At 64.4% G+C, this 21,977-nt stretch carries 22 protein-coding genes; 21 read left to right on the top strand and 1 reads right to left on the bottom strand.

Annotated features, from left to right (window positions below; all coding sequences use genetic code 11):
* The first annotated feature begins 33 nt into the window (after positions 1 to 33).
* The 6 genes from BRAD3257_RS26480 to BRAD3257_RS26455 all read left to right on the top strand — a co-directional run bounded on the left by BRAD3257_RS26480 (position 34) and on the right by BRAD3257_RS26455 (position 7,828).
* The gene (locus tag BRAD3257_RS26480) at positions 34 to 291 is read left to right on the top strand and encodes a DUF6489 family protein (RefSeq protein WP_122404316.1); all 258 of its coding nucleotides are present in this window, start codon (positions 34 to 36) and stop codon (positions 289 to 291) included.
* Positions 291 to 1,091, top strand: a complete 801-nt coding sequence (locus tag BRAD3257_RS26475) for an esterase/lipase family protein (protein ID WP_122404315.1) — start codon at positions 291 to 293, stop codon at positions 1,089 to 1,091. The genes BRAD3257_RS26480 and BRAD3257_RS26475 overlap by 1 nt, the downstream gene beginning before the upstream one ends.
* 46 nt (positions 1,092 to 1,137) lie before the next feature.
* Positions 1,138 to 2,688: a wax ester/triacylglycerol synthase family O-acyltransferase gene (locus BRAD3257_RS26470; RefSeq protein ID WP_122404314.1), complete on the top strand. Its 1,551-nt coding sequence runs from the start codon at positions 1,138 to 1,140 to the stop codon at positions 2,686 to 2,688.
* Between the two features lie 10 nt (positions 2,689 to 2,698).
* Positions 2,699 to 3,694 carry an alpha/beta fold hydrolase gene (locus BRAD3257_RS26465; RefSeq protein ID WP_162500374.1) on the top strand — a complete coding sequence of 332 codons (996 nt, stop codon included), beginning with the start codon at positions 2,699 to 2,701 and terminating at the stop codon, positions 3,692 to 3,694.
* Between the two features lie 150 nt (positions 3,695 to 3,844).
* Positions 3,845 to 7,081, top strand: coding sequence for a bifunctional cytochrome P450/NADPH--P450 reductase (locus BRAD3257_RS26460; RefSeq protein WP_122404312.1), 3,237 nt, complete (start codon positions 3,845 to 3,847; stop codon positions 7,079 to 7,081).
* Positions 7,082 to 7,153: 72 nt separating this feature from the next.
* Positions 7,154 to 7,828 carry a polyamine aminopropyltransferase gene (locus BRAD3257_RS26455; protein ID WP_122404311.1) on the top strand — a complete coding sequence of 225 codons (675 nt, stop codon included), beginning with the start codon at positions 7,154 to 7,156 and terminating at the stop codon, positions 7,826 to 7,828.
* On the opposite strand, the gene BRAD3257_RS26450 is transcribed toward BRAD3257_RS26455, so the two are convergent.
* Positions 7,825 to 8,739 (bottom strand): alpha/beta fold hydrolase, encoded by a 915-nt coding sequence (locus BRAD3257_RS26450; protein ID WP_122406764.1) that lies wholly within the window; start codon positions 8,737 to 8,739, stop codon positions 7,825 to 7,827. The two genes, BRAD3257_RS26455 and BRAD3257_RS26450, sit on opposite strands and share 4 nt — an antisense overlap.
* A 162-nt stretch (positions 8,740 to 8,901) precedes the next feature.
* On the opposite strand from BRAD3257_RS26450, the gene BRAD3257_RS26445 reads away from it, so the two are divergent.
* The 15 genes from BRAD3257_RS26445 (at position 8,902) to BRAD3257_RS26375 (ending at position 21,917) form a co-directional block, all read left to right on the top strand.
* Complete coding sequence (locus BRAD3257_RS26445; protein ID WP_122404310.1) at positions 8,902 to 9,282, top strand: hypothetical protein; 381 nt, start codon at positions 8,902 to 8,904, stop codon at positions 9,280 to 9,282.
* On the top strand, positions 9,279 to 10,361 hold the full coding sequence (locus BRAD3257_RS26440) for an alpha/beta fold hydrolase (RefSeq protein ID WP_122404309.1): 1,083 nt from the start codon (positions 9,279 to 9,281) through the stop codon (positions 10,359 to 10,361). The genes BRAD3257_RS26445 and BRAD3257_RS26440 overlap by 4 nt, the downstream gene beginning before the upstream one ends.
* Positions 10,358 to 10,951 carry a GNAT family N-acetyltransferase gene (locus BRAD3257_RS26435; protein ID WP_162500373.1) on the top strand — a complete coding sequence of 198 codons (594 nt, stop codon included), beginning with the start codon at positions 10,358 to 10,360 and terminating at the stop codon, positions 10,949 to 10,951. Before BRAD3257_RS26440 ends, BRAD3257_RS26435 begins: the two co-directional genes overlap by 4 nt.
* A 218-nt stretch (positions 10,952 to 11,169) precedes the next feature.
* The gene (locus BRAD3257_RS26430) at positions 11,170 to 11,625 is read left to right on the top strand and encodes a phasin (protein ID WP_122404307.1); all 456 of its coding nucleotides are present in this window, start codon (positions 11,170 to 11,172) and stop codon (positions 11,623 to 11,625) included.
* Between the two features lie 239 nt (positions 11,626 to 11,864).
* Complete coding sequence (locus BRAD3257_RS26425) at positions 11,865 to 13,151, top strand: DUF445 domain-containing protein (protein ID WP_122404306.1); 1,287 nt, start codon at positions 11,865 to 11,867, stop codon at positions 13,149 to 13,151.
* 196 nt (positions 13,152 to 13,347) lie between these two features.
* Positions 13,348 to 14,118: an esterase/lipase family protein gene (locus tag BRAD3257_RS26420; RefSeq protein WP_122404305.1), complete on the top strand. Its 771-nt coding sequence runs from the start codon at positions 13,348 to 13,350 to the stop codon at positions 14,116 to 14,118.
* Between the two features lie 103 nt (positions 14,119 to 14,221).
* Positions 14,222 to 15,088, top strand: coding sequence for a phenylacetic acid degradation operon negative regulatory protein PaaX (paaX, locus tag BRAD3257_RS26415; protein ID WP_122404304.1), 867 nt, complete (start codon positions 14,222 to 14,224; stop codon positions 15,086 to 15,088).
* A gap of 75 nt (positions 15,089 to 15,163) precedes the next feature.
* Positions 15,164 to 16,156 carry a 1,2-phenylacetyl-CoA epoxidase subunit PaaA gene (gene paaA / locus BRAD3257_RS26410; RefSeq protein ID WP_162500372.1) on the top strand — a complete coding sequence of 331 codons (993 nt, stop codon included), beginning with the start codon at positions 15,164 to 15,166 and terminating at the stop codon, positions 16,154 to 16,156.
* Between the two features lie 10 nt (positions 16,157 to 16,166).
* On the top strand, positions 16,167 to 16,454 hold the full coding sequence (paaB, locus tag BRAD3257_RS26405; protein ID WP_008136594.1) for a 1,2-phenylacetyl-CoA epoxidase subunit PaaB: 288 nt from the start codon (positions 16,167 to 16,169) through the stop codon (positions 16,452 to 16,454).
* Positions 16,454 to 17,230 (top strand): 1,2-phenylacetyl-CoA epoxidase subunit PaaC, encoded by a 777-nt coding sequence (paaC, locus tag BRAD3257_RS26400; protein ID WP_162500371.1) that lies wholly within the window; start codon positions 16,454 to 16,456, stop codon positions 17,228 to 17,230. The genes paaB and paaC overlap by 1 nt, the downstream gene beginning before the upstream one ends.
* Positions 17,224 to 17,721 (top strand): 1,2-phenylacetyl-CoA epoxidase subunit PaaD, encoded by a 498-nt coding sequence (gene paaD / locus BRAD3257_RS26395; protein WP_122404301.1) that lies wholly within the window; start codon positions 17,224 to 17,226, stop codon positions 17,719 to 17,721. The genes paaC and paaD overlap by 7 nt, the downstream gene beginning before the upstream one ends.
* Positions 17,722 to 17,857: 136 nt before the next feature.
* A complete protein-coding gene (paaE, locus tag BRAD3257_RS26390; RefSeq protein WP_122404300.1) occupies positions 17,858 to 18,940 on the top strand; it encodes a 1,2-phenylacetyl-CoA epoxidase subunit PaaE in 1,083 nt (360 codons plus the stop codon).
* Between the two features lie 102 nt (positions 18,941 to 19,042).
* Entirely contained in the window at positions 19,043 to 19,492 is a 450-nt protein-coding gene (paaI, locus tag BRAD3257_RS26385; RefSeq protein WP_122404299.1) for a hydroxyphenylacetyl-CoA thioesterase PaaI, read from the top strand.
* 29 nt (positions 19,493 to 19,521) lie between these two features.
* Positions 19,522 to 20,853 carry a phenylacetate--CoA ligase PaaK gene (gene paaK / locus BRAD3257_RS26380; protein ID WP_122404298.1) on the top strand — a complete coding sequence of 444 codons (1,332 nt, stop codon included), beginning with the start codon at positions 19,522 to 19,524 and terminating at the stop codon, positions 20,851 to 20,853.
* A 59-nt stretch (positions 20,854 to 20,912) separates the two neighbouring features.
* Positions 20,913 to 21,917 carry a quinone oxidoreductase family protein gene (locus BRAD3257_RS26375; protein WP_122404297.1) on the top strand — a complete coding sequence of 335 codons (1,005 nt, stop codon included), beginning with the start codon at positions 20,913 to 20,915 and terminating at the stop codon, positions 21,915 to 21,917.
* Positions 21,918 to 21,977 lie beyond the last annotated feature (60 nt).

The raw sequence follows: 21,977 nt of genomic DNA, 5'->3' as shown, positions 1-21,977 counted from the left end.
GGGCAGGCCGCTCGAATCTCATCAGGAGGGGACATGAAAGTTAACATCGAAATAGACTGCACTCCCCTCGAGGCCCGCCAGTTCTTCGGATTGCCGGATGTCTCGCCGATGCAGATTGCCGTCATGGACAAGCTGCAGCAGCAGGTCTTGAGCAATATCGACAAGGTCTCGCCGGAATCGCTGATCCAGAGCTGGTTCACCTTCGATCCCAAAATCGCAGAGCGGTTTCAGGACATGTTCGTTGCGATGGCCGGCCTCGGTAGCACGCGCAGCGGCGACAAGAAGAAATAGTGCGAGCCGGACGGAACGGGGAGCAGGATCCAGGCCGGCTTCGGCCGCCAGCTCTCGGCCTCCTGCTGGCCGAAGCCCGTGGACTGTTCGAGTTCAACGCGAGCCTGCTGCTCTCGCCGCTCCTGATGCGCGCACCGAGGGGCGACGGCCATCCGGTGCTGGCGCTGCCCGGCTTCCTCGCCAGCGATCTCTCGATGGTGCCGCTGCGGCGTTATCTCAGCGAGCTCGGTTATGAGGCACATGCCTGGCGGATGGGCCGCAATCTCGGCGGGCTCGGACGGATGCGGGATTCGCTGCGCGCCCGCTTGACCGAAATCCATGCCGCCTCGGGACGCAAGGTCAGCCTGATCGGATGGAGCCTCGGGGGCGTCTATGCCCGCGATCTCGCGCTTTGGGCGCCCGATAAGGTCCGCTACGTCATCACGCTCGGCAGCCCCTTTGCCAACGATGTGCGGGCGACCAACGCCACGCGGCTCTACGAGGCGCTGTCCGGCGAGAGGGTGGAGGATTTTGCGGAAGCGCGTGAGGCGATTGCCGGCGATCTGCCGGTGCCGGCGACATCCATCTTTTCGCGGGCCGACGGCGTCGTGAACTGGCGGACCTGTCTGCTCGGCCCATCCGAGCGAGCCGAGAACATCGAGGTGCATCTGGCGAGCCATGTCGGGCTCGGCGTGAACCCCGCGGTGCTGTGGGCCGTGGCGGACCGCCTGGCGCAACCGGAGGGAGAGTTCTGGCCATTTGACCGGGCAGGGCCGTTTGCCATTGCATATGCCCCTCCGGACCGGGCAGTATCGGCCTGACGAGAAGCGCCGCCAAGGCGCCCGTCACATCTTGTGGGAGGGAATTATGGCTGACGGTAAGAAGTTGTCGTCGCTGGACGCATCGTTTCTCTATCTGGAAACGCCTGAGATGCCGATGCATGTCGGGAGCATGGCGATCTTTCGCCTGCCCGACGACTACAAGGGCGACTTCTTCGAAGACTTCAAGGCGATGATCGTCTCTCGCCTGCACATCGCGCCGATCCTCAAGGCGCGGCTGAAGAAGGCGCCGCTCGACATCGACCATCCCTCCTGGGTGGAGGACGATCAGTTCGACATCGACCGTCACATCTTCCGTGCCAGCCTGCCGCAGCCGCGCGACCGCGCCACGCTCGAGCGCATCGTCGGTTGGATGCATGCCAAGCTCCTCAACCGCGCTCGTCCGCTCTGGGAGTTCTACGTGTTCGAGGGCATGAAGGACAACGAGGTCGGCCTCTATTCCAAGATGCACCACGCCGCGATCGATGGCGGTGCCGGCGCAGCGCTGACCAACATGATCTACGACATCTCGCCGATCCCACGAAAGGTGGAGCCGCCGACGGGCGGAGCCAAGCCCGGGCAGGAGCCGCGCGACATCGCCGCCAACCTGCTCGATTCCTATCAGCAGCTGTTCAGCCAGCCGCTCGAGGCTTCGCAAGCGGCGAAGAACCTGCAACTGCCCCGCACGGGCAAGAGCGACATCGGCTCGATCCTGTTCGATAATGCGATGTACCAGATCGAGAGCGCCGTGCGTTTCGCCGGCAACATCCCGACCGTGCTCAAGAGCGTGTCAGACGTGCTCGGCAAGATCGCCGATCCGAAGTCGCGCGAGAGTCTCGCCAGCATGGTGTCACCGCCGACCATGCTCAACAGGACCATCTCGTCCGAGCGCAGCTTTGCCGGCGTGTCGATCTCGCTGTCGCGGGCGAAGGCGCTGGCCAAGCAGGCCGGCGGCAAGCTCAACGATGTGGTGCTGGCGCTCGCCTCCGGCGTGGTCCGCCGCTACCTCCTGCAATATGGCACGCTTCCGGCGAAATCCCTGACCGCCGCCGTGCCGATCTCGCTGCGCGAGGAAGGCAACACCGAGGCCAACAACCAGGTGTTCGGCATGATCTGTTCGATCGCGACCAACATCGCCGATCCCAAGGCGCGGCTGGAGGCGATCATCGCGCAATCGACCAAGTCCAAGGAGATGTCGCATCCGTTGCGCGCCTTGATGCCGCAGGTCTCCAACATCTCGATGCTGGGCGCGCCGATCATGGTGCAGATCCTGGCGCTGCTCTACAGCCGCTCGAATCTCTCCGACGTGCTGCCGCCGGCCGCCAACATCACCGTGTCCAACGTGCCCGGGCCGCGGCAGACGCTCTATGCCGCGGGTGCCGAGCTACTGCACATCTTCCCGGTGTCGATCGCGACGCATGGGCAGGCGCTCAACATCACGGTGCAGAGCTATCGCGACCAGCTTGATTTCGGCTTCATCGTCGGTGCCAACATCATCCCGCATGTGCAGGTGATGTGCGACATGTTGCCGGAGGAGTTCGCCGCACTGGAGGCCGCCTTTGCGCCACCGGCAACTGACGTCAAAGGCGCCGCGGAATAGGAAATTCGCCATGATCGAGATGCCGCCGCTGAAGTTCGTGCAGACGAACGGAATCCGTATGGGCTATTACGAGGCCGGCCCGCAGAGCGACAAGCCGCCGATGGTGCTGTGCCATGGCTGGCCCGAGCTTGCCTTCTCCTGGCGCCACCAGATCAAGGCGCTGAGCGAAGCCGGCATCCGCGTGATCGCGCCCGACCAGCGCGGCTATGGCGCGTCAGACCGGCCCGAGCCGGTCGAGGCCTACGACATCGAACATCTGACGGGTGACCTGGTCGGCCTGCTGGATCATCTGAAAATCGACAAGGCGATCTTCGTCGGTCACGATTGGGGCGGCTTCGTCGTCTGGCAAATGCCGTTGCGGCACATCGACCGGGTCGCCGGCGTGGTCGGCATCAACACGCCCCACACCAATCGTGCCTGGGCCGATCCGATCGAGCTGCTGCGTGCGCGCTTCGGCGACAAGATGTACATCGTGCAATTCCAGGATCCCGCACGGGAGCCGGACAGGATCTTCGGCAGCCGCGTCGAACAGACCTTCGATGCATTCATGCGTAAGCCGGTGCCGCGGCCGGCCGACGCTCCCCCGGAGGAGGTGGTTGCGGGTGTCGGCGCTTCGCCGCGGCTCAATCTGGCATTTCCCCAGATGATTGCCGGTTATGACGCGAAGCATGATCCGCGTGCGCCGATTCTGTCGCCGGAAGAGAAGAAAGTCTTCGTCGATACTTTCACCAGAACCGGCTTCACCGGAGGCATCAACTGGTACCGCAACATGTCGCGCAACTGGAGGCGTGCCGAAGGGCTCGATCATACGGTCCGCGTACCGTCGCTGATGATCATGGCCGAGAATGACGCGGTGTTGCCGCCGTCCTCCGCTGATGGCATGGAGAAGCTGATTCCCGACCTCGAGAAATATCTGGTGAAAGACAGCGGCCATTGGACGCAGCAGGAGAAGCCGGAAGAGGTCAGCGCCAAGCTGATCGAATGGCGTAGAAGGCGGTTTGGTTAGCTCGTCATTGCGAGCGACTCGTCCGCCGTAGCTCGAAGAGCGAAGGCGGAAGCGAAGCAATCCAGGAAGGTGTCCGCGGAGACACTCTGGATTGTTTCGTCGCAAGAGCTCCTCGCAATGACGAGGGTTATTGAGGGGGAAGCGCTTTTCATGTCATCCAAGAACCGTCTGGACCCGATCCCGCAGCCGCCGACCAAGCCGGTGGTCGGCAACATGCTGTCGCTGGACTCGACGGCTCCGGTGCAGCACCTGACGCGGCTCGCCAAGGAGCTCGGACCGATCTTCTGGCTCGACATGATGGGCTCGCCGATCGTCATCGTCTCCGGCCACGATCTCGTCGACGAACTGTCGGACGAGAAGCGCTTCGACAAGACGGTACGCGGCGCGCTGCGGCGCGTGCGTGCGGTTGGCGGTGACGGCCTGTTCACGGCCGACACGCGTGAGCCGAACTGGAGCAAGGCGCACAACATCCTGCTCCAGCCGTTCGGCAACCGCGCCATGCAGTCCTATCACGGAAGCATGGTCGACATCGCCGAGCAGCTCGTCCAGAAATGGGAGCGGCTCAATGCCGACGAGGAGATCGACGTCGTTCATGACATGACGGCGCTGACGCTGGATACGATCGGGCTGTGCGGCTTCGACTACCGCTTCAATTCGTTCTACCGGCGCGACTACCATCCTTTCGTCGAGTCGCTGGTGCGTTCGCTCGAAACCATCATGATGACGCGCGGCCTGCCGTTCGAGCAGTTCTGGATGCAGAAGCGGCGCAAGACGCTGGCCGAGGACGTCGCCTTCATGAACAAGATGGTCGACGAGATCATCGCCGAGCGCCGCAAGAACGCGGAAGGCGCCGACGACAAGAAGGACATGCTCGCCGCAATGATGACCGGCGTCGACCGCTCCACCGGCGAACAGCTCGACGACGTCAACATTCGCTACCAGATCAACACGTTTTTGATCGCGGGTCACGAGACGACCAGCGGCCTGTTGTCCTACACGCTCTATGCACTGCTCAAGCATCCGGACATTCTCAAGAAGGCCTATGACGAAGTCGACCGCGTCTTCGGCCCCGATGTCAACGCGAAGCCCACCTACCAGCAGGTGACGCAGCTCACCTACATCACCCAGATCCTCAAGGAGGCGTTGCGGCTGTGGCCGCCGGCGCCTGCCTATGGCATCTCGCCGCTTGCGGACGAGACCATTGGCGGCGGCAAGTACAAGCTCCGGAAGGGCACGTTCGTCACCATCCTAGTGACGGCGCTGCACCGTGATCCCTCGGTTTGGGGGCCGACCCCGGATGCCTTCGATCCCGAGAACTTCAGCCGCGAGGCCGAAGCGAAGCGGCCGATCAATGCCTGGAAGCCGTTCGGCAACGGGCAGCGCGCCTGCATTGGCCGTGGGTTCGCCATGCACGAGGCGGCGCTGGCGCTCGGCATGATCCTGCAGCGCTTCAAGCTGATCGACCACCAGCGCTACCAGATGCATCTGAAGGAAACCCTGACCATGAAGCCGGAGGGCTTCAAGATCAAGGTGCGTCCGCGCGCGGATCGCGAGCGCGGCGCCTTTGGCGGGCCCATTGCGGCTTCATCCTCAGCGCCCAAGACGCAGCGCAAGCCCACCACGCGGCCCGGCCACAACACGCCGATGCTGGTGCTCTACGGCTCCAATCTCGGTACCGCCGAGGAGCTTGCGACGCGCATGGCCGATCTTGCCGAGATCAACGGTTTTGCCGTGCATCTCGGCGCGCTCGACGATTACGTCGGTAAGTTGCCGCAGGAGGGCGGTGTGCTCATCATTTGCGCCTCCTATAATGGCGCGCCGCCCGACAATGCGACGCAGTTCGTCAAATGGCTCGGTGACGACCTGCCGAAGGATGCGTTCGCCGGCGTGCGCTACGCCGTGTTCGGTTGCGGTAACAGCGACTGGGCGGCGACCTATCAGTCGGTGCCGCGCTATATCGACGAGCAATTGTCGGCGCATGGTGCACGCGCGGTCTATCCGCGCGGCGAAGGCGATGCGCGCAGCGATCTCGACGGCCAGTTCCAGAAATGGTTCCCCGCGGCCGCGCAAGTCGCGACCAAGGAATTCGGCATCGACTGGAATTTCACCCGCACGGCGGAGGACGATCCGCTTTACGCGATCGAGCCCGTGGCGGTGACCGCCGTCAACACCATCGTCGCCCAGGGCGGCGCGGTGGCGATGAAGGTGCTGGCCAATGACGAGCTGCAGAACAAGAGCGGGCCCAATCCGTCGGAGCGCTCGACGCGCCACATCGAGGTGCAGCTGCCGTCTAACATGAGCTATCGCGTCGGAGATCATTTGAGCGTGGTCCCGCGCAACGATCCGACGCTGGTGGATTCCGTTGCCCGCCGCTTCGGCTTCCTGCCGGCCGACCAGATCAGGCTTCGGGTCGCCGAAGGCCGGCGCGCGCAGTTGCCGGTCGGCGAGGCCGTGTCGGTCGGCCGCCTGCTCAGCGAATTCGTGGAGCTTCAGCAGGTGGCGACCCGCAAGCAGATCCAGATCATGGCCGAGCACACCCGCTGCCCGGTCACCAAGCCGAAGCTGCTGGGCTTCGTCGGCGAGGAATCCGAGCCGCTCGAGCGCTATCGCACCGAGATCCTGTCCAGGCGAAAATCGGTATTCGACCTGCTCCTCGAATATCCCGCCTGCGAATTGCCGTTTCACGCCTATCTGGAAATGCTCTCGCTGCTGGCGCCGCGCTATTACTCGATCTCGTCGTCCCCCTCGGTCGACCCGGCGCGATGCAGCATCACGGTCGGCGTGGTCGAGGGACCGGCCGCCTCCGGGCGCGGTGTCTACAAGGGCATCTGCTCGAACTATCTGGCCAACCGCCGCGCCGGCGATACGATCTACGCCACCGTGCGCGAGACCAAGGCAGGCTTCCGGCTGCCCGATGATCCATCCGTGCCGATCATCATGATCGGCCCCGGCACCGGACTCGCACCGTTCCGTGGCTTCCTGCAGGAGCGCGCGGCGCGCAAGGCCAGGGGCGCCACGCTCGGCCCGGCCATGCTGTTCTTCGGCTGCCGCCACCCCGACCAGGATTTTCTCTACGCCGAGGAGCTGAAGGCATTGGCGGCGAGCGGTATCACCGAGCTGTTCACGGCGTTCTCGCGCGCGGACGGACCGAAGACTTATGTGCAACACATGCTCGCCGCGCAGAAGGACAAGGTCTGGCCGCTGATCGAGCAGGGCGCGATCATCTATGTCTGCGGCGATGGCGGCAAGATGGAGCCCGACGTGAAGGCGGCGCTGGTCGCGATCCACCGCGAGAAGAGCGGCAGCGATGCCGCCGCCGGTGCCCGGTGGATCGAGGAGATGGGCACGAAGGACCGCTATGTGCTCGACGTGTGGGCGGGCGGGTAGCCCGAGGCGCGTTCTTGTAGTCCGGACGGAGCGCAGCGAAATCCGGGGCGCAAATCGTGCTAAAGCTCGCGCATGATTCCCTGGGAAAAACTCGACACCGCCAAAATCCCCGGCTCCGACGAGGAGCTCCGCCTGATGCGGCGGGGCAAAGAGTTCTCCATCAAGCTCGGCAGCAACGAGCTGATGAACAGCCGTCTTTCGGGCTCGGAAGCGGCGCTGGCAACGCTCGCGGCGAAGCAGATCGAGAAGGTCGCAAAGCCCGTCATCCTGATCGGCGGCCTCGGCATGGGCTTTACGCTGCGCGCGGCGCTCTCCGTGCTCGGACCCAAGGCGACGATCATCGTCTCCGAACTCGTGCCGGCGGTGGTCGCCTGGGCGCGAGGTCCGATGGCGGAGGTCTTCGGCGACAGCCTCGATGACGTCCGGGTGACTGTCCGGGAAATCGACGTGGGCGAGATCATTCGGGCGCAGCGGTCGGCCTTCGACGCCATTCTCCTCGACGTCGACAACGGACCCGAGGGGCTGACCCGGAAGGGCAATGACGCGCTCTATGATGTGAGCGGATTGGTGGCGGCCAGGGCAGCGCTGCGGCGAGGCGGTGTGCTCGCCGTCTGGTCGTCGGGACCCAATCCGGCGTTCACCAAGCGCCTTCGCAGCGCCGATTTCGACGTCAGCGAGGTCAATGTCCGCGCCACCGGCAGGGGCGGTGGCGCACGCCATGTGATCTGGATCGCACGGAAGATCTAAGCCGCCTGCGCCGCTGCGCCATGCGCGTGCTTGTCGATGGCGTCGATGATCTCCGGCCAGAAGCGCATCGGCAAAGCATGGCCCATACCCTCGATCATCAACAGCTTCGCGTTCGGGATTGAAGCCGCCGTGTCCTTGCCGCCTTCGGGATGGACCAGCGGATCGACGGTGCCGTGAATGACGAGCGTCGGGGTCTTCACGGCGTGCAGCCGCTCCTTGCGGCTGCCGGAGGCAAGCACGGCGCGAAGCTGGCGGCCGACGCCGGCCGGATTGAGCCCGCGCGCGAACACGCGCTCGGCGCGGCCAGGATCGAGCGCTTCCTCTTCCGGGAAAGACCCGGCGCGCAGCAGCTTCCAGGTCTGACCGAAGCGGACGATGAACTCTTCCTTGCTGCGCGGCGGCGGCGCCATCAGCATGGCCGCGGCCTCGCGCGTCGGCGGCGGTATGCGCGGATTGCCCGTGGTCGACATGATCGAGGTCAGTGAGCGCACGCGGTGCGGAAACGACAGCGTCACCTCCTGCGCGATCATGCCGCCCATGGATGCCCCGACCAGATGCGCCGACTTGATGCCGAGCGCATCCATCAGGCCGACCGTGTCCTTGGCCATGTCGATCAGCTTGTAGGTGGCGGCCACGGGGATCCGCAAGAAGCGCAGCTTCAGCAACTCGAAGGGCGTCAGCCGCTTGCCGCCCGTGAGGTGGCTCGACTTGCCGATGTCGCGATTGTCGAAGCGGATCACGCGGAAGCCGCGCGCGGCGAGCTGCTCGCAGAACGCATCGTCCCAATGGATCATCTGCGCCCCAAGGCCCATGATCAGCAGCAGCGGCTCGGCATTGTCGTGGCCGAAGATCTCATAGCAGATGTCGATGCCGTTGGCGCGGACGGTCTGGGGCGGATGATGGGCGGTCACGGATCCCTCCTGCTGATCGATGCTGTATCGCACGATTTCGTTCCGCGAAGAAGCCGCATGCGCGACGCTGCGCCCACTGCTTGCCGGTTGACCGGCACCTCGCAACGGTGTGGTATGGCGGGAAAAGAGGGGCGCAAAGCCCTCCACATTGGGAGGACGCTGATGACCGACAAGATCACCGATCCGGTCGCCTTGTGGCAGAAGATGGTTGGCGAGATGGAGAAGGGTTTCAACTCCTTCGCGACCAAGGCGATGGAGACGCCCGAATTCTCGCAAGCCATGAACCGCGCCGGCGGAGTTGCTGCAGGTGCTCAGAAGCAATTCGGCGATCTCATGGAGAAATACCTGCTCTCCATGAACCTGCCGAGCCGCGAGCAGATGACCGGTATCGCGGAGCGGCTCCAGTCGATCGAAGGCCAACTCGGCGAGATCAAGTCGATGTTGAGCCAGATGTCGGCCAACTCGGGTGCGCAGCAGGTCGGCGCCGCTCCGCGACCGCCGCGTACGAAACGTCCGCCGCCCGAAGGCGGAGACCAAAAATGAACGCGCCGACGGGACTTGATTTCGCTGCGATACCGGAGCGGATCCAATCCGAAGTGCAGCGCGCTATCATGCGGAGCATCAAGGGCGTCGAATATTTCTCGACCTCGGGCCCGTCGCTCGGCTCGACGCCCAAGGACGTGCTGCAGTCGCGCGGCACGATGAGCCTTTATCACTACCGCCCGATGTCGGACGAGATCTACCGCGTGCCGGTGCTGATCGTGATGGCGACGACCAACCGCGGCTACATCCTCGATCTCGTGCCCGGTCAGAGCTTCATCGAGTTCCTGCTCAGGCGTGGCTACGACGTCTACATGCTGGACTGGAGCGCGCCGCGGCCGGAGGAGAAGAGCCTGCGCATGGAGGACTATGTCCTCGATTTCATCCCGGACTGCATCCGCCGCGTGCAAGCCGATTCCGGCGAGCAGGACGTTTCCGTCATCGGCTATTGCTTCGGCGGTGTGCTGTCCTTGCTCTACGGCTCGATCCATCAGGACGGGCCGATGAAGAACCTGATCTGCTTCACCACGCCGATCGACTTCCGCGAGATGAAGCTGTTCTCGAATTTCTCCGACCGCCGCTATTTCGACGTCGACCATCTCGTCGACAGCGTCGGCAACGTGCCGCCGGAGATGATCCTGTCCTCGTTCGAGATGCTGCGGCCGGCCTCGCGCACGGTGAGCCAGATCCAGCTCTGGGAGAACATCTGGGACGACGAGTTCGTGAAGTCTTACCGCATGTTCGACCGCTGGGCGACCGATACGCTGCCGCTCGCCGGCGAGTACTTCCGCGCCATCACCAAGGACTTGATGTGGGACAACAAGCTGTTCAACGACACCATGTCGGTGGGCGGTCGTGCCGCGAAGCTCGACAATATCACGGTGCCGATCCTGCATGCGGTCGCCGAGCACGATCACATCGTGCCCTATGACGCCGCCAAGCATCTGATCGCCAAGGTCGGCTCGGCGGACAAGGAAGAGGTGATCCTGAAGGGCGGTCACGTCTCGCTCGTCGCCGGCGCCAACGCGGTGAAGCGGCTGTGGCCGAAATTGGATTCCTGGCTTGGGAAGAGATCGACATGAGTGAGCAGCGTTCCTATCCGCGTCACGTCAAGACCGACGCCGGCGATATCGAGATCCGTCTGATGTCGCCCGCGGACGAAGCCGCGGTACTGGCCTTCGGCAGGGGCCTGCCCACCCACGACCTGCTGTTCCTGCCGCGCAACATCAGCGAGCCCAAGGTGTTGGCCGCTTGGGTCAAGGAGATCGAGCGCGGTGCGATCCAGAGCCTGCTCGCGGTGAGAGAGGGCAGGGTTGTCGGCTGCGGCACGCTGGTGCGCGACCCGCACTCTTGGTCACCCCATGTCGGTGAGATCCGCATGGTGATTTCGCCCGAGGTCCGCGGCAAGGGTGTTGGCAAGGCGCTGTCGCAGGAGACCTTTGCCCTCGCGCTCGGGGCGGGCCTGGAAAAGCTCTCGGTTCAGATGACGGTCGACCAGCAGGCGGCGATTGCCCTGTTCGAGAGCCTCGGGTTCAAGGCGGAGGCACTGCTGCGGGATCATGTCCGGGATGTCGACGGCAAGACCCACGACATCGTCGTGCTCGGCCACAACGTCGCGCAGGTCCAGGCCCAGATGGAGGCCTACGGGCTGCCAGGCGCTGTCCAGCACTGAGAGGGCCGTCCAGCACGAGCCTCGGGGAAATCCTTGGGAACCCAGCTGGTGAGGGAGGCATCATGATGCCTCAAGTTAAGGCTGTTCACGATTTCGTGATATCGCGCTGCAACATGAATATTGCATCGCACAATTAACTCTGCCATATAAGCCGTGCCCCGGGCCAATGCGGACGGGGTGAGCCCATAGCTCAGACCAATGAGGATGGAGAGAACCCCATGACCACTGAAACCAATACCGCTTTCGAGGGCTTCAAGGACGCTTTCAAGAACATCCAGAACCTGGAAGTTCCCGAGGCCGCCCGCGAATTCGTCAAGAAGACTGCCAACACCGCCAAGGACCGTGCCGCCGAAGTGTTCGCTGGCTCCGAGCGCGTGACCGCCGCCGTCGAGAATGCCGTGACCGAGACCGTCACTGAAGCCGGCAAGATCAGCCGCAACATCCAGCAGGCGATCTATGAGGATGCCGAGGCGTTCTTCTCGGGCATCGACAAGCTCGCGTCCGCCAAGTCGATCAGCGAGGCCGTCGAGATCCAGTCGAGCCTGCTCCGCGCCCGCGGTGAAGCGTTCGTCTCGCGCGCCAAGGCGACCGCCGACTATCTCGGCAAGCTCGCCGCCAACGGTGCGAAGTCCGCTCAGGACAACTTTGCCAAGGTCTACAGCAAGACCGCCTGATCCGGCACTGTGAGTACAAACTGAAATTTGAGGCCCGCTTCGGCGGGCCTTTGTTTTAGTTTTGGTTTGCGTTTCCCGGACGCTGTGCAGCGCGCCCTGGCGATGCGAAGCATCGTCCAGACCGGCGTGGTGCACTGCTGATCGGGGTCCATCGTCTTGCTGGGTCCCGGCTTGGGGCGCATCGCTTCGCGCTGCACCTCGTCCGGGACACGCGGAGATCGGGACGCTAAGTTTGCGTCATGAAGATTCAATCCGCCTTCTCCTTCGACACCCCCGGCGATGCCGAACGCGCGGCCGAGCTGCGCCGCGTGAAAGCGCTGGCGACGCTGGTGCTCGCCTCGACGCTTCTGCTCTTCATCGTCGCGAAATGGCTGCTGCCGGTGCATCCCGTGTTCGGGTTCATCGCGGCCTTCGCGGAGGCCGCCACCATCGGCGGACTCGCAGACTGGTACGCCGTGGTCGCCCTGTTCAAGCGGCCGCTCGGCCTGCCGATCCCGCACACCGCCATCATTCAGAGCAATCAGGCCCGCATTGCCGACAAGCTCGGCGAATTCATCCAGGTGCATTTCCTGGAGGCCGGTCCCGTCGAGGCCAAGCTGAGGGAGATCGATTTCGGCTCCTTCGTTGCCGACTGGCTGCGTGACCGCAAGCGCAGTGACGACCTCGCGCGCTTCGCGCTGCGCCTCCTGCCTGAGGCCGTCTCCGCGACCGAGACCTCGAGGCTGATGACGTTCATCATCCGCCGCCTGTCCTCGCAGCTCCAGGCGATCGACCTTGCGCCACTTGCGGCCGGCACTTTGCGCGGCTTCGTCGCGGAGGGCCGGCACCAGATCCTGTTCGACGATCTCTTGCGCGTGATGCACGAGACGCTGAATCAGAAAGAGATGATGGCGATGATCCGCGAGAAGGTCCGGGCGGAGCTGCCGACCCTGCTGCGGCTCTATCGCGCCGACAAGTTTCTGGTGAACAAGATCGTGGCTTCCGCCACCGCCTTCTTCAATGAGGTGCGCAGCGATCCCAAGCATCCGTTCCGCGGCGAGTTCGACCGCATGGTGCTGAGCTTCGTCGACCGCCTCGGCACCGACCAGGCCTATATCGACCGTATCGCCGGGCTGAAGCGGGATCTGCTCGCGCGTCCCGAGCTTGCCGATCTCGCCCGCACCGTCTGGGCCAACACCCGCGCCTTCATCGAGCGCAGTGCGAGCGGTGAGACGCAGGTGTTGCAACATCATCTCGCCGGCATGTTCGTCGCCGCGGGCGAGGCGCTCGCCGGCGATGCCGAGCTGCGCGGCGAGATCAACCAGGGCCTGGTGACGGTGCTGCGCAGCTTCGTCGCCGACCAGAAGAGCGGCGTGTCCACCTTCATCTCCGACCAGGTCAAGGCGTGGAACATGTCGCAGCTGATTTCGCTGATCGAAATCAACATCGGCCGCGACCTGCAATACATCCGGTTCAATGGTTCGCTGATCGGTGGGCTCGCCGGGCTTGCGCTTTACTCCCTGGAAGTTCTGCTTCGATTGTTGTGACTTTTGCGTCACGGCCGTTAGCATTAACGTGCGGGCCTATTGTCGCCTCGCATCTCTCCCGCTTGAATGTCGGGAACCGGCCGCCTAGCTGATTCATGTTGCGCTGCGGAACGTTCAAGAAGCCGGCGTATTGGAATTCGTGCCCATTTGCCGGCATCGCGGCCGGCGGCTCTCGAGTCTCCCAGGGGAAACATTGATGACCGCAACTGCCCAGACGCTGCGCCCGCCATCCCGCACCCTGATGTTTCTGGAGGGGCGGGCGATCCACGAGTTCGGCGCATTCCTCGGCGCGCTGCCGCTCCTGAGCCTCGCGCCGCGCGGCGACGGACATCCGGTGCTGGTGCTGCCTGGCCTCGTGGCTTCCGATGCGTCGACGCGCGCGCTGCGCGCGTTTCTGGCGAGCAAGGGCTATGCGGTGAGCGGCTGGCGTCAGGGCCGCAATTACGGCCTGCGTCCGGGCGTTCAGCACGCGATGGTGGATCTGGTCCAGGAGCTCAGCGACAAGCACGGCCGCAAGATCAGCCTGGTGGGCTGGAGCCTCGGCGGCGTCTATGCGCGCCAGCTCGCCAAGATGATGCCGGAGCGCGTGCGCCAGGTGATCACGCTCGGCAGCCCCTTCGCGGGCGATCCGCGCTCGACCAACGCTTGGCGCGTCTATGAATGGGCGAGCGGCCGCAAGGCCGACGAAGTCGATCCGCAGTTCGGAGGCGAGCTCGCCGTTCCGCCGCCGGTGCCGACCACCGCCATCTTCAGCCGCACCGACGGCGTCTGCGCCTGGCAGGGCTGCATGGAAAAGACTGGCGCGCAGACAGAGAGCATCGAGGTCGAGAGCAGCCATTGCGGCATGGGCCATCATCCGGCCGTGGTTTATGCGGTCGCCGATCGCCTCGCACAGAAGGAAGGTCAGTGGCGCCCCTTCGACCGCAGCGGCTGGCGCAGCCTCGCCTATCCCGATCCGCACAGGTAGCTTCTTCGCCTCTCCCCGCGCACGGCCGCGCACGGGGAGACGGAGAACTGGCGCGCCTCGCGCGGCATTGTCGCACCCGCACCAAACGCGCTATGCCTCGCGCATGGCGCATCCGCTCTCCCGCATCATCGACCAGCTCAAGCGCGAGCCGTCGCGCACCGGCTCCATCGTCATCACCGTGTTCGGCGATGCCATCGTGCCACGCGGCGGCTCCGTATGGCTCGGTACGCTGCTCGAATTCTTCGAAGGCCTGGACATCGATAGCGGCGTCGTCCGCACGGCGGTGTCGCGCCTCGCGGCCGACGGCTGGCTGACGCGCGAGAAGGTCGGCCGCAACAGTTTTTATCGCTTGGCCGACAAGGGCCGGCAGACGTTTGAAGCGGCCACGCGCCACATCTACGATCCGCCGCCGTCCGACTGGACCGGGCGCTTCGAGCTGCTGCTGATCGGCAATGGCGAGGACCGCGACGCCTCGCGCGAGGCACTACGCAATGCCGGCTTCGGCAGTCCGCTGCCGGGTGTATGGGTCGCACCGTCGGGCGTGCCGGTGCCGGATGAGGCTGGGGGCGCCATCCGTCTCGAAGTCTCGGCGGAGGACGACAGCGGACGTCGCCTGCTGAGCGCGAGCTGGCCGCTCGATCGTACCGCGGATGCCTACCTGAAATTCATGAAGACGTTCGAGCCGCTGCGCGCCCAGATCGCGCGCGGTACGGTTCTTTCCGAGGCCGACGCTTTCACCGCACGGATCCTGCTGATCCACTACTACCGCCGCGTCGTGCTGCGCGACCCGCTGTTGCCCGAAAGCCTGCTACCGCCGGATTGGCCCGGCCGGGCGGCTCGCAAACTCTGCGGCGAGATTTATCGTGCGCTCCTCGTTCCGTCGGAACAATGGCTCGACGGCCATGGAACCAACGAGAGGGGGGCATTACCACCCGCGAGAAAGGCGCTGGAACGGAGGTTCGGCACCTGATCTTTATGTTACAAAAATATCTTGCATGAACTAACTTCTGTTATATATTGTTCCCCAACAAACGGGAGGATGCGCATGTATACTCAGGCGCTGAACACGGCCGAGACCGACGATCGCGGTCTTGAGGACGCCGCCAGGGCTGCGCAGTTCCAGGCACGCATCGATGCCGAGGAGCGCATCGAGCCGAACGACTGGATGCCGGCGGCCTATCGCAAGACGCTGACGCGCCAGATTTCTCAGCACGCGCACTCGGAAATCGTGGGTATGCTGCCCGAGGGCAACTGGATCCCCCGCGCGCCGACGCTGCGCCGCAAGGCCGCGCTGCTCGCCAAGGTGCAGGACGAGTGTGGGCACGGGCTCTATCTTTACGCCGCCGCCGAAACGCTCGGCTCCTCGCGTGAAGAGCTGGTCGACGCGATGCTCGCGGGAAAAGCCAAATATTCCTCGATCTTCAACTATCCGACGCTGACCTGGGCGGACATCGGCACGATCGGCTGGCTGGTCGACGGCGCCGCGATCATGAACCAGATTCCGCTGTGCCGCTGTTCCTACGGCCCCTATGCGCGCGCGATGATACGCGTCTGCAAGGAGGAGTCGTTCCACCAGCGCCAGGGCTACGAGATCATGCTGACGCTCTGCCGCGGCTCCGACGAGCAGAGGGCGATGGCGCAGGATGCGCTGAATCGCTGGTGGTGGCCGGTGCTGATGATGTTCGGTCCGCCCGATGCCACGAGCCAGCACAGCGACGCCTCGACGAAATGGAAGATCAAACGCTTCTCCAACGACGAGCTGCGCCAGAAATTCGTCGATGCGACCGTGCCGCAGGCGCAGTATCTCGGCCTCACCATTCCCGACGCCGGCATGACGCAGGATGCCGACGGGCACTGGCGCTACAGCGAGATCGACTGGACCGAATTCAAGCAGGTGCTTGCGGGCAACGGCCCTTGCAACCGCGACCGCATGGCCGCACGCCGCAAGGCGCATGAGGAGGGTGCCTGGGTGCGCGAGGCGGCAGCCAGCTATGCCGCCAAGCGCGCGCAGCGTCAGACCGCGCAAGCCGCGGAGTAGGGAGATCAATATGGCCACGCCGAACACGCCGCTGTGGGAAGTCTTCATTCGCAGCCGCAACGGGCTCGCGCACAAGCATGTCGGCTCGCTCCATGCGAGCGATGCCACCATGGCGCTGCAAGCCGCTCGCGACATCTACACCCGGCGCGGCGAGGGCCTGTCGATCTGGGTCGTGCCCTCGACCGCGATCACCGCGAGCGATCCGGCCGAGAAGGGCATGATGTTTGAGCCGGCGGAGTCCAAGATCTACCGGCATCCGACGTTCTATGAGGTGCCGGAAGAAGTGGGGCACATGTGATGGCAGTCGCCAACATCCAGGTCTCCGAAACGCCACTGGTGCTCTACGCACTGCGCCGCGCCGACGATGCGCTGATCCTCGGCCACAGGCTGTCGGAATGGTGCGGACACGCGCCGATGCTGGAAGAGGACATGGCGCTGTCCAACATTGCGCTCGACCTCATCGGCCAGGCGCGGGAGCTCTACGGCTATGCCGCGAAGGTCGAGGGCAAGGACAACGACGAGGACAAGCTCGCCTATTTGCGCGACGTACGGCAGTATCGGAACCTGCTGCTGGTCGAGCAGCCCAATGGAGACTTTGCCCAAACCCTTGTGCGCCAATTCTTCTATTCCGCCTTCGCCGATCCCTACTGGCGCGCGATGATGAATTCGCGCGATGCAACGCTGGCGGCGATTGCCGCCAAATCGGAAAAGGAGAGCGCCTATCATTTGCGCCATGCCTCGGAATGGATCATCCGGCTCGGCGACGGCACGGCCGAGAGCCACGCCCGCGCACAAGGAGCGATCGAACACCTCTGGGCCTTCACCGGCGAGATGTTCGCCGTTGACGACGGCGAGCGCAGCCTGATTGACGCCGGCATCGCCGTCGATCCCGCGACCTTGCGCGGTCGCTGGTTGAAGACGCTGTCGGATGTCGCCAATGAGGCCACGCTTGCACTGCCGCAGAACGACTGGATGCAGCAAGGTGGCCGCTCCGGCCGCCACAGTGAGCATCTGGGCCATCTCTTGTCCGAGCTGCAATCAATGCAGCGCACCTTCCCGGGGCTGACATGGTGACGGTGCTCGACAGCGAGCTGCGCCAGCGCGCCTGGGACGCCGTCGCGAGCGTGGTCGATCCCGAAATCCCGGTGTTGACCATCGCCGATCTCGGCGTGCTGCGTGATGTCGTTCTCGACGGTGACCAAGTGGAGGTCGCGATCACGCCGACCTATTCGGGTTGCCCGGCGATGAACATGGTCGCGCTCGAAATCGAGCTTGCGCTGGAGCGCGCCGGCTTCCATCAGCCCAAGGTGCGCACCGTGTTGTCCCCGGCCTGGACCACGGACTGGATGAGCGAGGAAGGCCGCCGCAAGCTGCGCGCCTATGGCATCGCGCCGCCACAAGCCTCGAGCTCACGCCGTGCGCTATTCGGCGAGCAGGCGGTCGCATGTCCGCAATGCGGCTCTGATAAAACCGAGCTGCTGTCCGAGTTCGGCTCGACCTCCTGCAAGGCGCTGTGGCGCTGCATGTCCTGCCGCGAACCGTTCGATTACTTCAAGTGTCATTGAGGCGCACGATGCCAGTCCCATCGTCATTGCGAGCGCAGCGAAGCAATCCAGACTACCCCTGCGGAAGCAGTCTGGATTGCTTCGTCGCAAGGGCTCCTCGCAATGGCGGCGGTGACACCAAGCCAGGGTATTTCTGATGCCATCAGCCGCACCGCGCTTCCACCGCCTGACCGTCAACGATCTCCGCCGCGAGGCGTCCGACGCCATCTCGATGACGTTTGCCATTCCCGGCGAGCTCGCCGGCGACTACGCGTTCACGCCCGGCCAGTACCTCACGCTTCGCACCACGCTCGACGGCGAAGAAGTGCGCCGCTCCTATTCCATCTGCTCCGGCCCTGACGACGGCGAGATCCGCATCGCCGTGAAGAAGATCGATGGCGGCGCGTTTTCGAGCTGGGCCGCGGACGAATTGAAGTGCGGCGATGAGCTCGACGTGATGACGCCGACCGGGCGTTTTGGTGTGGTCCCGCCTGCAGATCGCGCGCGCATCCATGTCGGCTTCGCCGCCGGCTCCGGCATCACGCCGATCCTGTCGATCGTGAAGGGCGTGCTCGCACGCGAGCCCGACAGCCGCTTTTTCCTGTTCTACGGCAACCGCACCACCGACAACATCATGTTTCTCGAGGCGCTCGAGGAGCTGAAGGATCGGTTCATCGATCGTCTCTCGATCTTCCACGTCATCTCCGGCGAGGAGCAGGACATTCCGATCCTGCATGGCCGGCTCGATGGCGACAAGGTGAGGGTGCTGCTCCGCTCGCTGGTGTCGGCGGAAAGCGTCGATCATGTCTTCATCTGCGGTCCCCTTGGTATGAGCGAGGAGATCGAGGCGACCTGCCGCGATCTCGGCGTCGCGGATGAGCGCATCCACGTCGAGCGCTTCGTCTCCGAATTCGGCGGCAAGCCGCGGCCGAAGAAGGTGCTTGCGCCAGACGCGCCGCCGAAGGCGATCGCCTCGCTGATCATCGACGGCAAGCGTCGCGACGTGCCGGTCGCCGAGGATGAGGCGATCCTCGATGCCGCGCTGCGCGCCGGTGTCGATCTGCCCTTCGCCTGCAAGGGCGGCATGTGCTCGACCTGCCGCGCCAAGCTGGTCGAGGGCGAGGCGCCGATGGACATCAACTATTCGCTGGAACCGTGGGAGCTCAAGGCCGGCTTCGTCCTGACTTGCCAAGCCAAGCCATCGTCGGAGCGGGTCGTGGTCGATTATGATCATGTCTGATCGGCAGATCAGACCCGATGAATGCAAATGCGTCGCATTATTTGACAGCTTGCGGCAACCAGCAGAACATCATGAGCAAACGTCTGGCCCCGGGAGAAGCGCGTGAACGTCAAAGCCGCCCTGTCGCCTGAGGATATTGCCCGCGCCTGTGCCGAGGCGATGTGGGCCGAGGACGATGCCTCCAAGGGCCTCGGCATGGAGATCGTCGAAATCGGCCCGGGCTTTGCGACGCTCGCCATGACGGTACGGCCGGACATGGTCAATGGCCAGCGCATCGCCCATGGCGGCTTCATCTTCACGCTGGCCGATTCCGCCTTTGCGTTTGCCTGCAACTCGCACAATGAGCGCGTGGTGGCCGCGCAAGGCCAGATCACCTTCATCAAGCCCGGCAGGCTTGGCGACCGACTCGTCGCTAAGGCGCGGGAGATCACCCGCGGCGGCCGCTCCGGCATCTACGACGTGCGTGTCACCGTGGGCGACACCGTTATCGCGGAATTCCGCGGGCATTCGCGTGTCATTCCCGGCACGTGGCTGCCGCAGCAAGACAAATAAAATGAACAAACCAATGTGGGGAAACGAGGATGGCTCTGACGAAACTCAAGGAAGGTGCCAGCACTTATAGTGCCGAGATGGACGCGCAGGAGCGTGCCTCGCGCGACGAGATCATGGCGTTGCAGACGCAGCGACTGGCCTGGTCGCTGAAGCATGCCTACGACAATGTCGCGCATTATCGCAAAGCCTTCGACAAGGCCGGCGTGCATCCGTCCGATTTTCACGAGCTGTCCGATCTCGCAAAATTTCCGTTCACGGTGAAGACGGACCTGCGCGACAACTATCCCTTCAACATGTTCGCCGTACCGCGCGAAAAGCTGGTGCGTGTGCATGCCTCCTCCGGCACCACGGGCAAGCCGATCGTGGTCGGCTATACCCAACGCGACATCGACACCTGGTCCGAGGTGATGGCGCGCTCGATCCGTGCGGCGGGCGGCCGCACCGGCATGGTCATCCACAACGCCTATGGCTACGGCCTCTTCACCGGCGGGTTAGGGGTGCACTACGGCGCGGAAAGGCTCGGCTGCACGGTGGTGCCGATCTCCGGCGGCATGACCGAGCGGCAGGTGCAGCTCATCAACGATTTCAGGCCCGATATCATCACGGTGACGCCGAGCTACATGCTGGCGATTCTCGACGAGTTCAAACGCCAGAAGCTCGATCCCCGCCAGTGCTCGCTCAAGATCGGCATCTTTGGCGCCGAGCCCTGGACCAACGCGATGCGCGCCGAGATCGAGGATGCCTTCGACATGGATGCGACCGACATCTACGGCCTCTCAGAGGTGATCGGCCCCGGCGTCGCACAGGAGTGCATCGAGACCAAGGACGGCCTGCACATCTGGGAGGATCATTTCTATCCCGAAGTGATCGATCCCCAGACCGGTGCGGTGCTGCCGGACGGCGAGAAGGGCGAGCTCGTGTTCACCTCGCTCACCAAGGAAGCCTTTCCTGTGATCCGCTATCGCACGCGCGATCTGACGCGGCTGCTACCGGGGACAGCGCGGCCGGGCATGCGGCGGATGGAGAAGGTGACGGGCCGCTCGGACGACATGATCATCCTGCGCGGCGTCAACCTGTTCCCGACCCAGATCGAGGAAGTGCTGCTCGCGACCGACTGGTGCTGCGGCCACTTCATCCTCGAGCTCACCCGAGAAGGCCGCATGGACGAGCTCACCATCATCGCCGAGGCGCGGCCCGAAAGCTGGGACGGAAGGGGTCTCGTCGATCAAGCGGATCGGATCTCGACCCATATCAAGAACACCATCGGCATCAGTTCGAGGGTTCAGGTGGTCGCGCCGGCCACGCTGGAGCGCTCGCTGGGCAAGGCCAAACGGCTCTACGACAAGCGGCCCAAGGACTGACGGATTGACTTGACCGGCGCCAGAGGCGACAAGGCCCGCGAGAAATCGCGGGTCTTTTCATGTCACCAGCCGATGCCAGGACGGTCGAAGCGCGCTGCGTGCGCCTCAACGCCAAAGCTGAAAGCGCCGCTGTGCTTGCCCCTGTGGTCGAGCGTCAGACGCTTGCGCGCGGGCCGAACGATCTTCTGGTCGAGGTGAAGGCCGCTGCGGTCAATCCGTCCGACGTCAAGGCTGCGACCGGGCTGATGCCCTATGCCGTGTTCCCCCGGACCCCCGGCCGTGACTATGCCGGCGTGGTGATCGACGGGCCCGCCGGGACGATCGGCCGCGAGGTGTTCGGCTCTTCCGGCGATCTCGGCATCCGCCGCGACGGCACCCACGCCAGCCATCTCGTGGTCGAGGCCGATGCGGTCGTGGAGAAACCCAGGGCGGTGTCGTGGGAAGAGGCCGCCGGCGTCGGCGTGCCCTTCGTCACCGCGATGGAAGGTTTTCGCCGCGCAGGTGTGCCGAAGAGCGGCGAGACCGTGCTGGTGTTCGGCGTCAACGGCAAGGTCGGCCAGGCCGCGGTGCAGATCGCGACCTGGCAGGGCGCGCGCGTCATCGGAGTGGTGCGCAAGGCGGAACCCTATGAAGGTCACGCCCGTGCGCCCATCGAGGTGATTGACGCCTCCGCCTCCGACGTCGCCGCGCGCGTGCGCGAATCGACCGGCGGCAAGGGCGCCGACATCGTCTTCAATACGGTCGGCGATCCCTATTTCCAAGCGGCGCACAAGTCACTCGCCTTGCGCGGCCGCCAGATCCTGATCGCCGCGATCGACCGCATCGTGCAGTTCAACATCCTCGAATTCTACCGGGGACAGCACACTTATGTCGGCATCGACACGCTCGGCCTGTCCTCCGCCGCCACGGGCGCGGTGCTGCGCGACCTCGGGCCCGGCTTTGCGAGCGGCCATCTGAAACCGTTCCCGATCAAGACGAATGCGGTCTATCCACTGGAGCGCGCGAAAGAAGCGTATGTTGCGGTCGCCGGCTCGTCGCGAGATCGCGTGATCCTGAAGCCATAACACACCGTCATTGCGAGCGTACCGAAGCAAATCCAGAAATGCACCCGCGGAGACAGGCTG

The organism is Bradyrhizobium vignae (assembly GCF_900324035.1).
In the GTDB taxonomy this organism is placed as follows: Bacteria; Pseudomonadota; Alphaproteobacteria; order Rhizobiales; family Xanthobacteraceae; genus Bradyrhizobium; species Bradyrhizobium vignae.
The sequence above is the reverse complement of the archived record's forward strand: the minus strand, read 5'-3'. Positions and strand labels throughout refer to the sequence as shown.

Bases quoted from the DNA above. Each gene is read 5' to 3' on its own strand.
- BRAD3257_RS26480 (WP_122404316.1), top strand. From the start codon at position 34: ATGAAAGTTAACATCGAAATAGACTGCACTCCCCTCGAGGCCCGCCAG.
- BRAD3257_RS26470 (WP_122404314.1), top strand. From the start codon at position 1,138: ATGGCTGACGGTAAGAAGTTGTCGTCGCTGGACGCATCGTTTCTCTAT.
- BRAD3257_RS26465 (WP_162500374.1), top strand. From the start codon at position 2,699: ATGATCGAGATGCCGCCGCTGAAGTTCGTGCAGACGAACGGAATCCGT.
- BRAD3257_RS26460 (WP_122404312.1), top strand. From the start codon at position 3,845: ATGTCATCCAAGAACCGTCTGGACCCGATCCCGCAGCCGCCGACCAAG.
- BRAD3257_RS26455 (WP_122404311.1), top strand. From the start codon at position 7,154: ATGATTCCCTGGGAAAAACTCGACACCGCCAAAATCCCCGGCTCCGAC.
- BRAD3257_RS26445 (WP_122404310.1), top strand. From the start codon at position 8,902: ATGACCGACAAGATCACCGATCCGGTCGCCTTGTGGCAGAAGATGGTT.
- BRAD3257_RS26440 (WP_122404309.1), top strand. From the start codon at position 9,279: ATGAACGCGCCGACGGGACTTGATTTCGCTGCGATACCGGAGCGGATC.
- BRAD3257_RS26435 (WP_162500373.1), top strand. From the start codon at position 10,358: ATGAGTGAGCAGCGTTCCTATCCGCGTCACGTCAAGACCGACGCCGGC.
- BRAD3257_RS26430 (WP_122404307.1), top strand. From the start codon at position 11,170: ATGACCACTGAAACCAATACCGCTTTCGAGGGCTTCAAGGACGCTTTC.
- BRAD3257_RS26425 (WP_122404306.1), top strand. From the start codon at position 11,865: ATGAAGATTCAATCCGCCTTCTCCTTCGACACCCCCGGCGATGCCGAA.
- BRAD3257_RS26420 (WP_122404305.1), top strand. From the start codon at position 13,348: ATGACCGCAACTGCCCAGACGCTGCGCCCGCCATCCCGCACCCTGATG.
- paaX (WP_122404304.1), top strand. From the start codon at position 14,222: ATGGCGCATCCGCTCTCCCGCATCATCGACCAGCTCAAGCGCGAGCCG.
- paaA (WP_162500372.1), top strand. From the start codon at position 15,164: ATGTATACTCAGGCGCTGAACACGGCCGAGACCGACGATCGCGGTCTT.
- paaB (WP_008136594.1), top strand. From the start codon at position 16,167: ATGGCCACGCCGAACACGCCGCTGTGGGAAGTCTTCATTCGCAGCCGC.
- paaC (WP_162500371.1), top strand. From the start codon at position 16,454: ATGGCAGTCGCCAACATCCAGGTCTCCGAAACGCCACTGGTGCTCTAC.
- paaD (WP_122404301.1), top strand. From the start codon at position 17,224: ATGGTGACGGTGCTCGACAGCGAGCTGCGCCAGCGCGCCTGGGACGCC.
- paaE (WP_122404300.1), top strand. From the start codon at position 17,858: ATGCCATCAGCCGCACCGCGCTTCCACCGCCTGACCGTCAACGATCTC.
- paaK (WP_122404298.1), top strand. From the start codon at position 19,522: ATGGCTCTGACGAAACTCAAGGAAGGTGCCAGCACTTATAGTGCCGAG.
- BRAD3257_RS26375 (WP_122404297.1), top strand. From the start codon at position 20,913: ATGTCACCAGCCGATGCCAGGACGGTCGAAGCGCGCTGCGTGCGCCTC.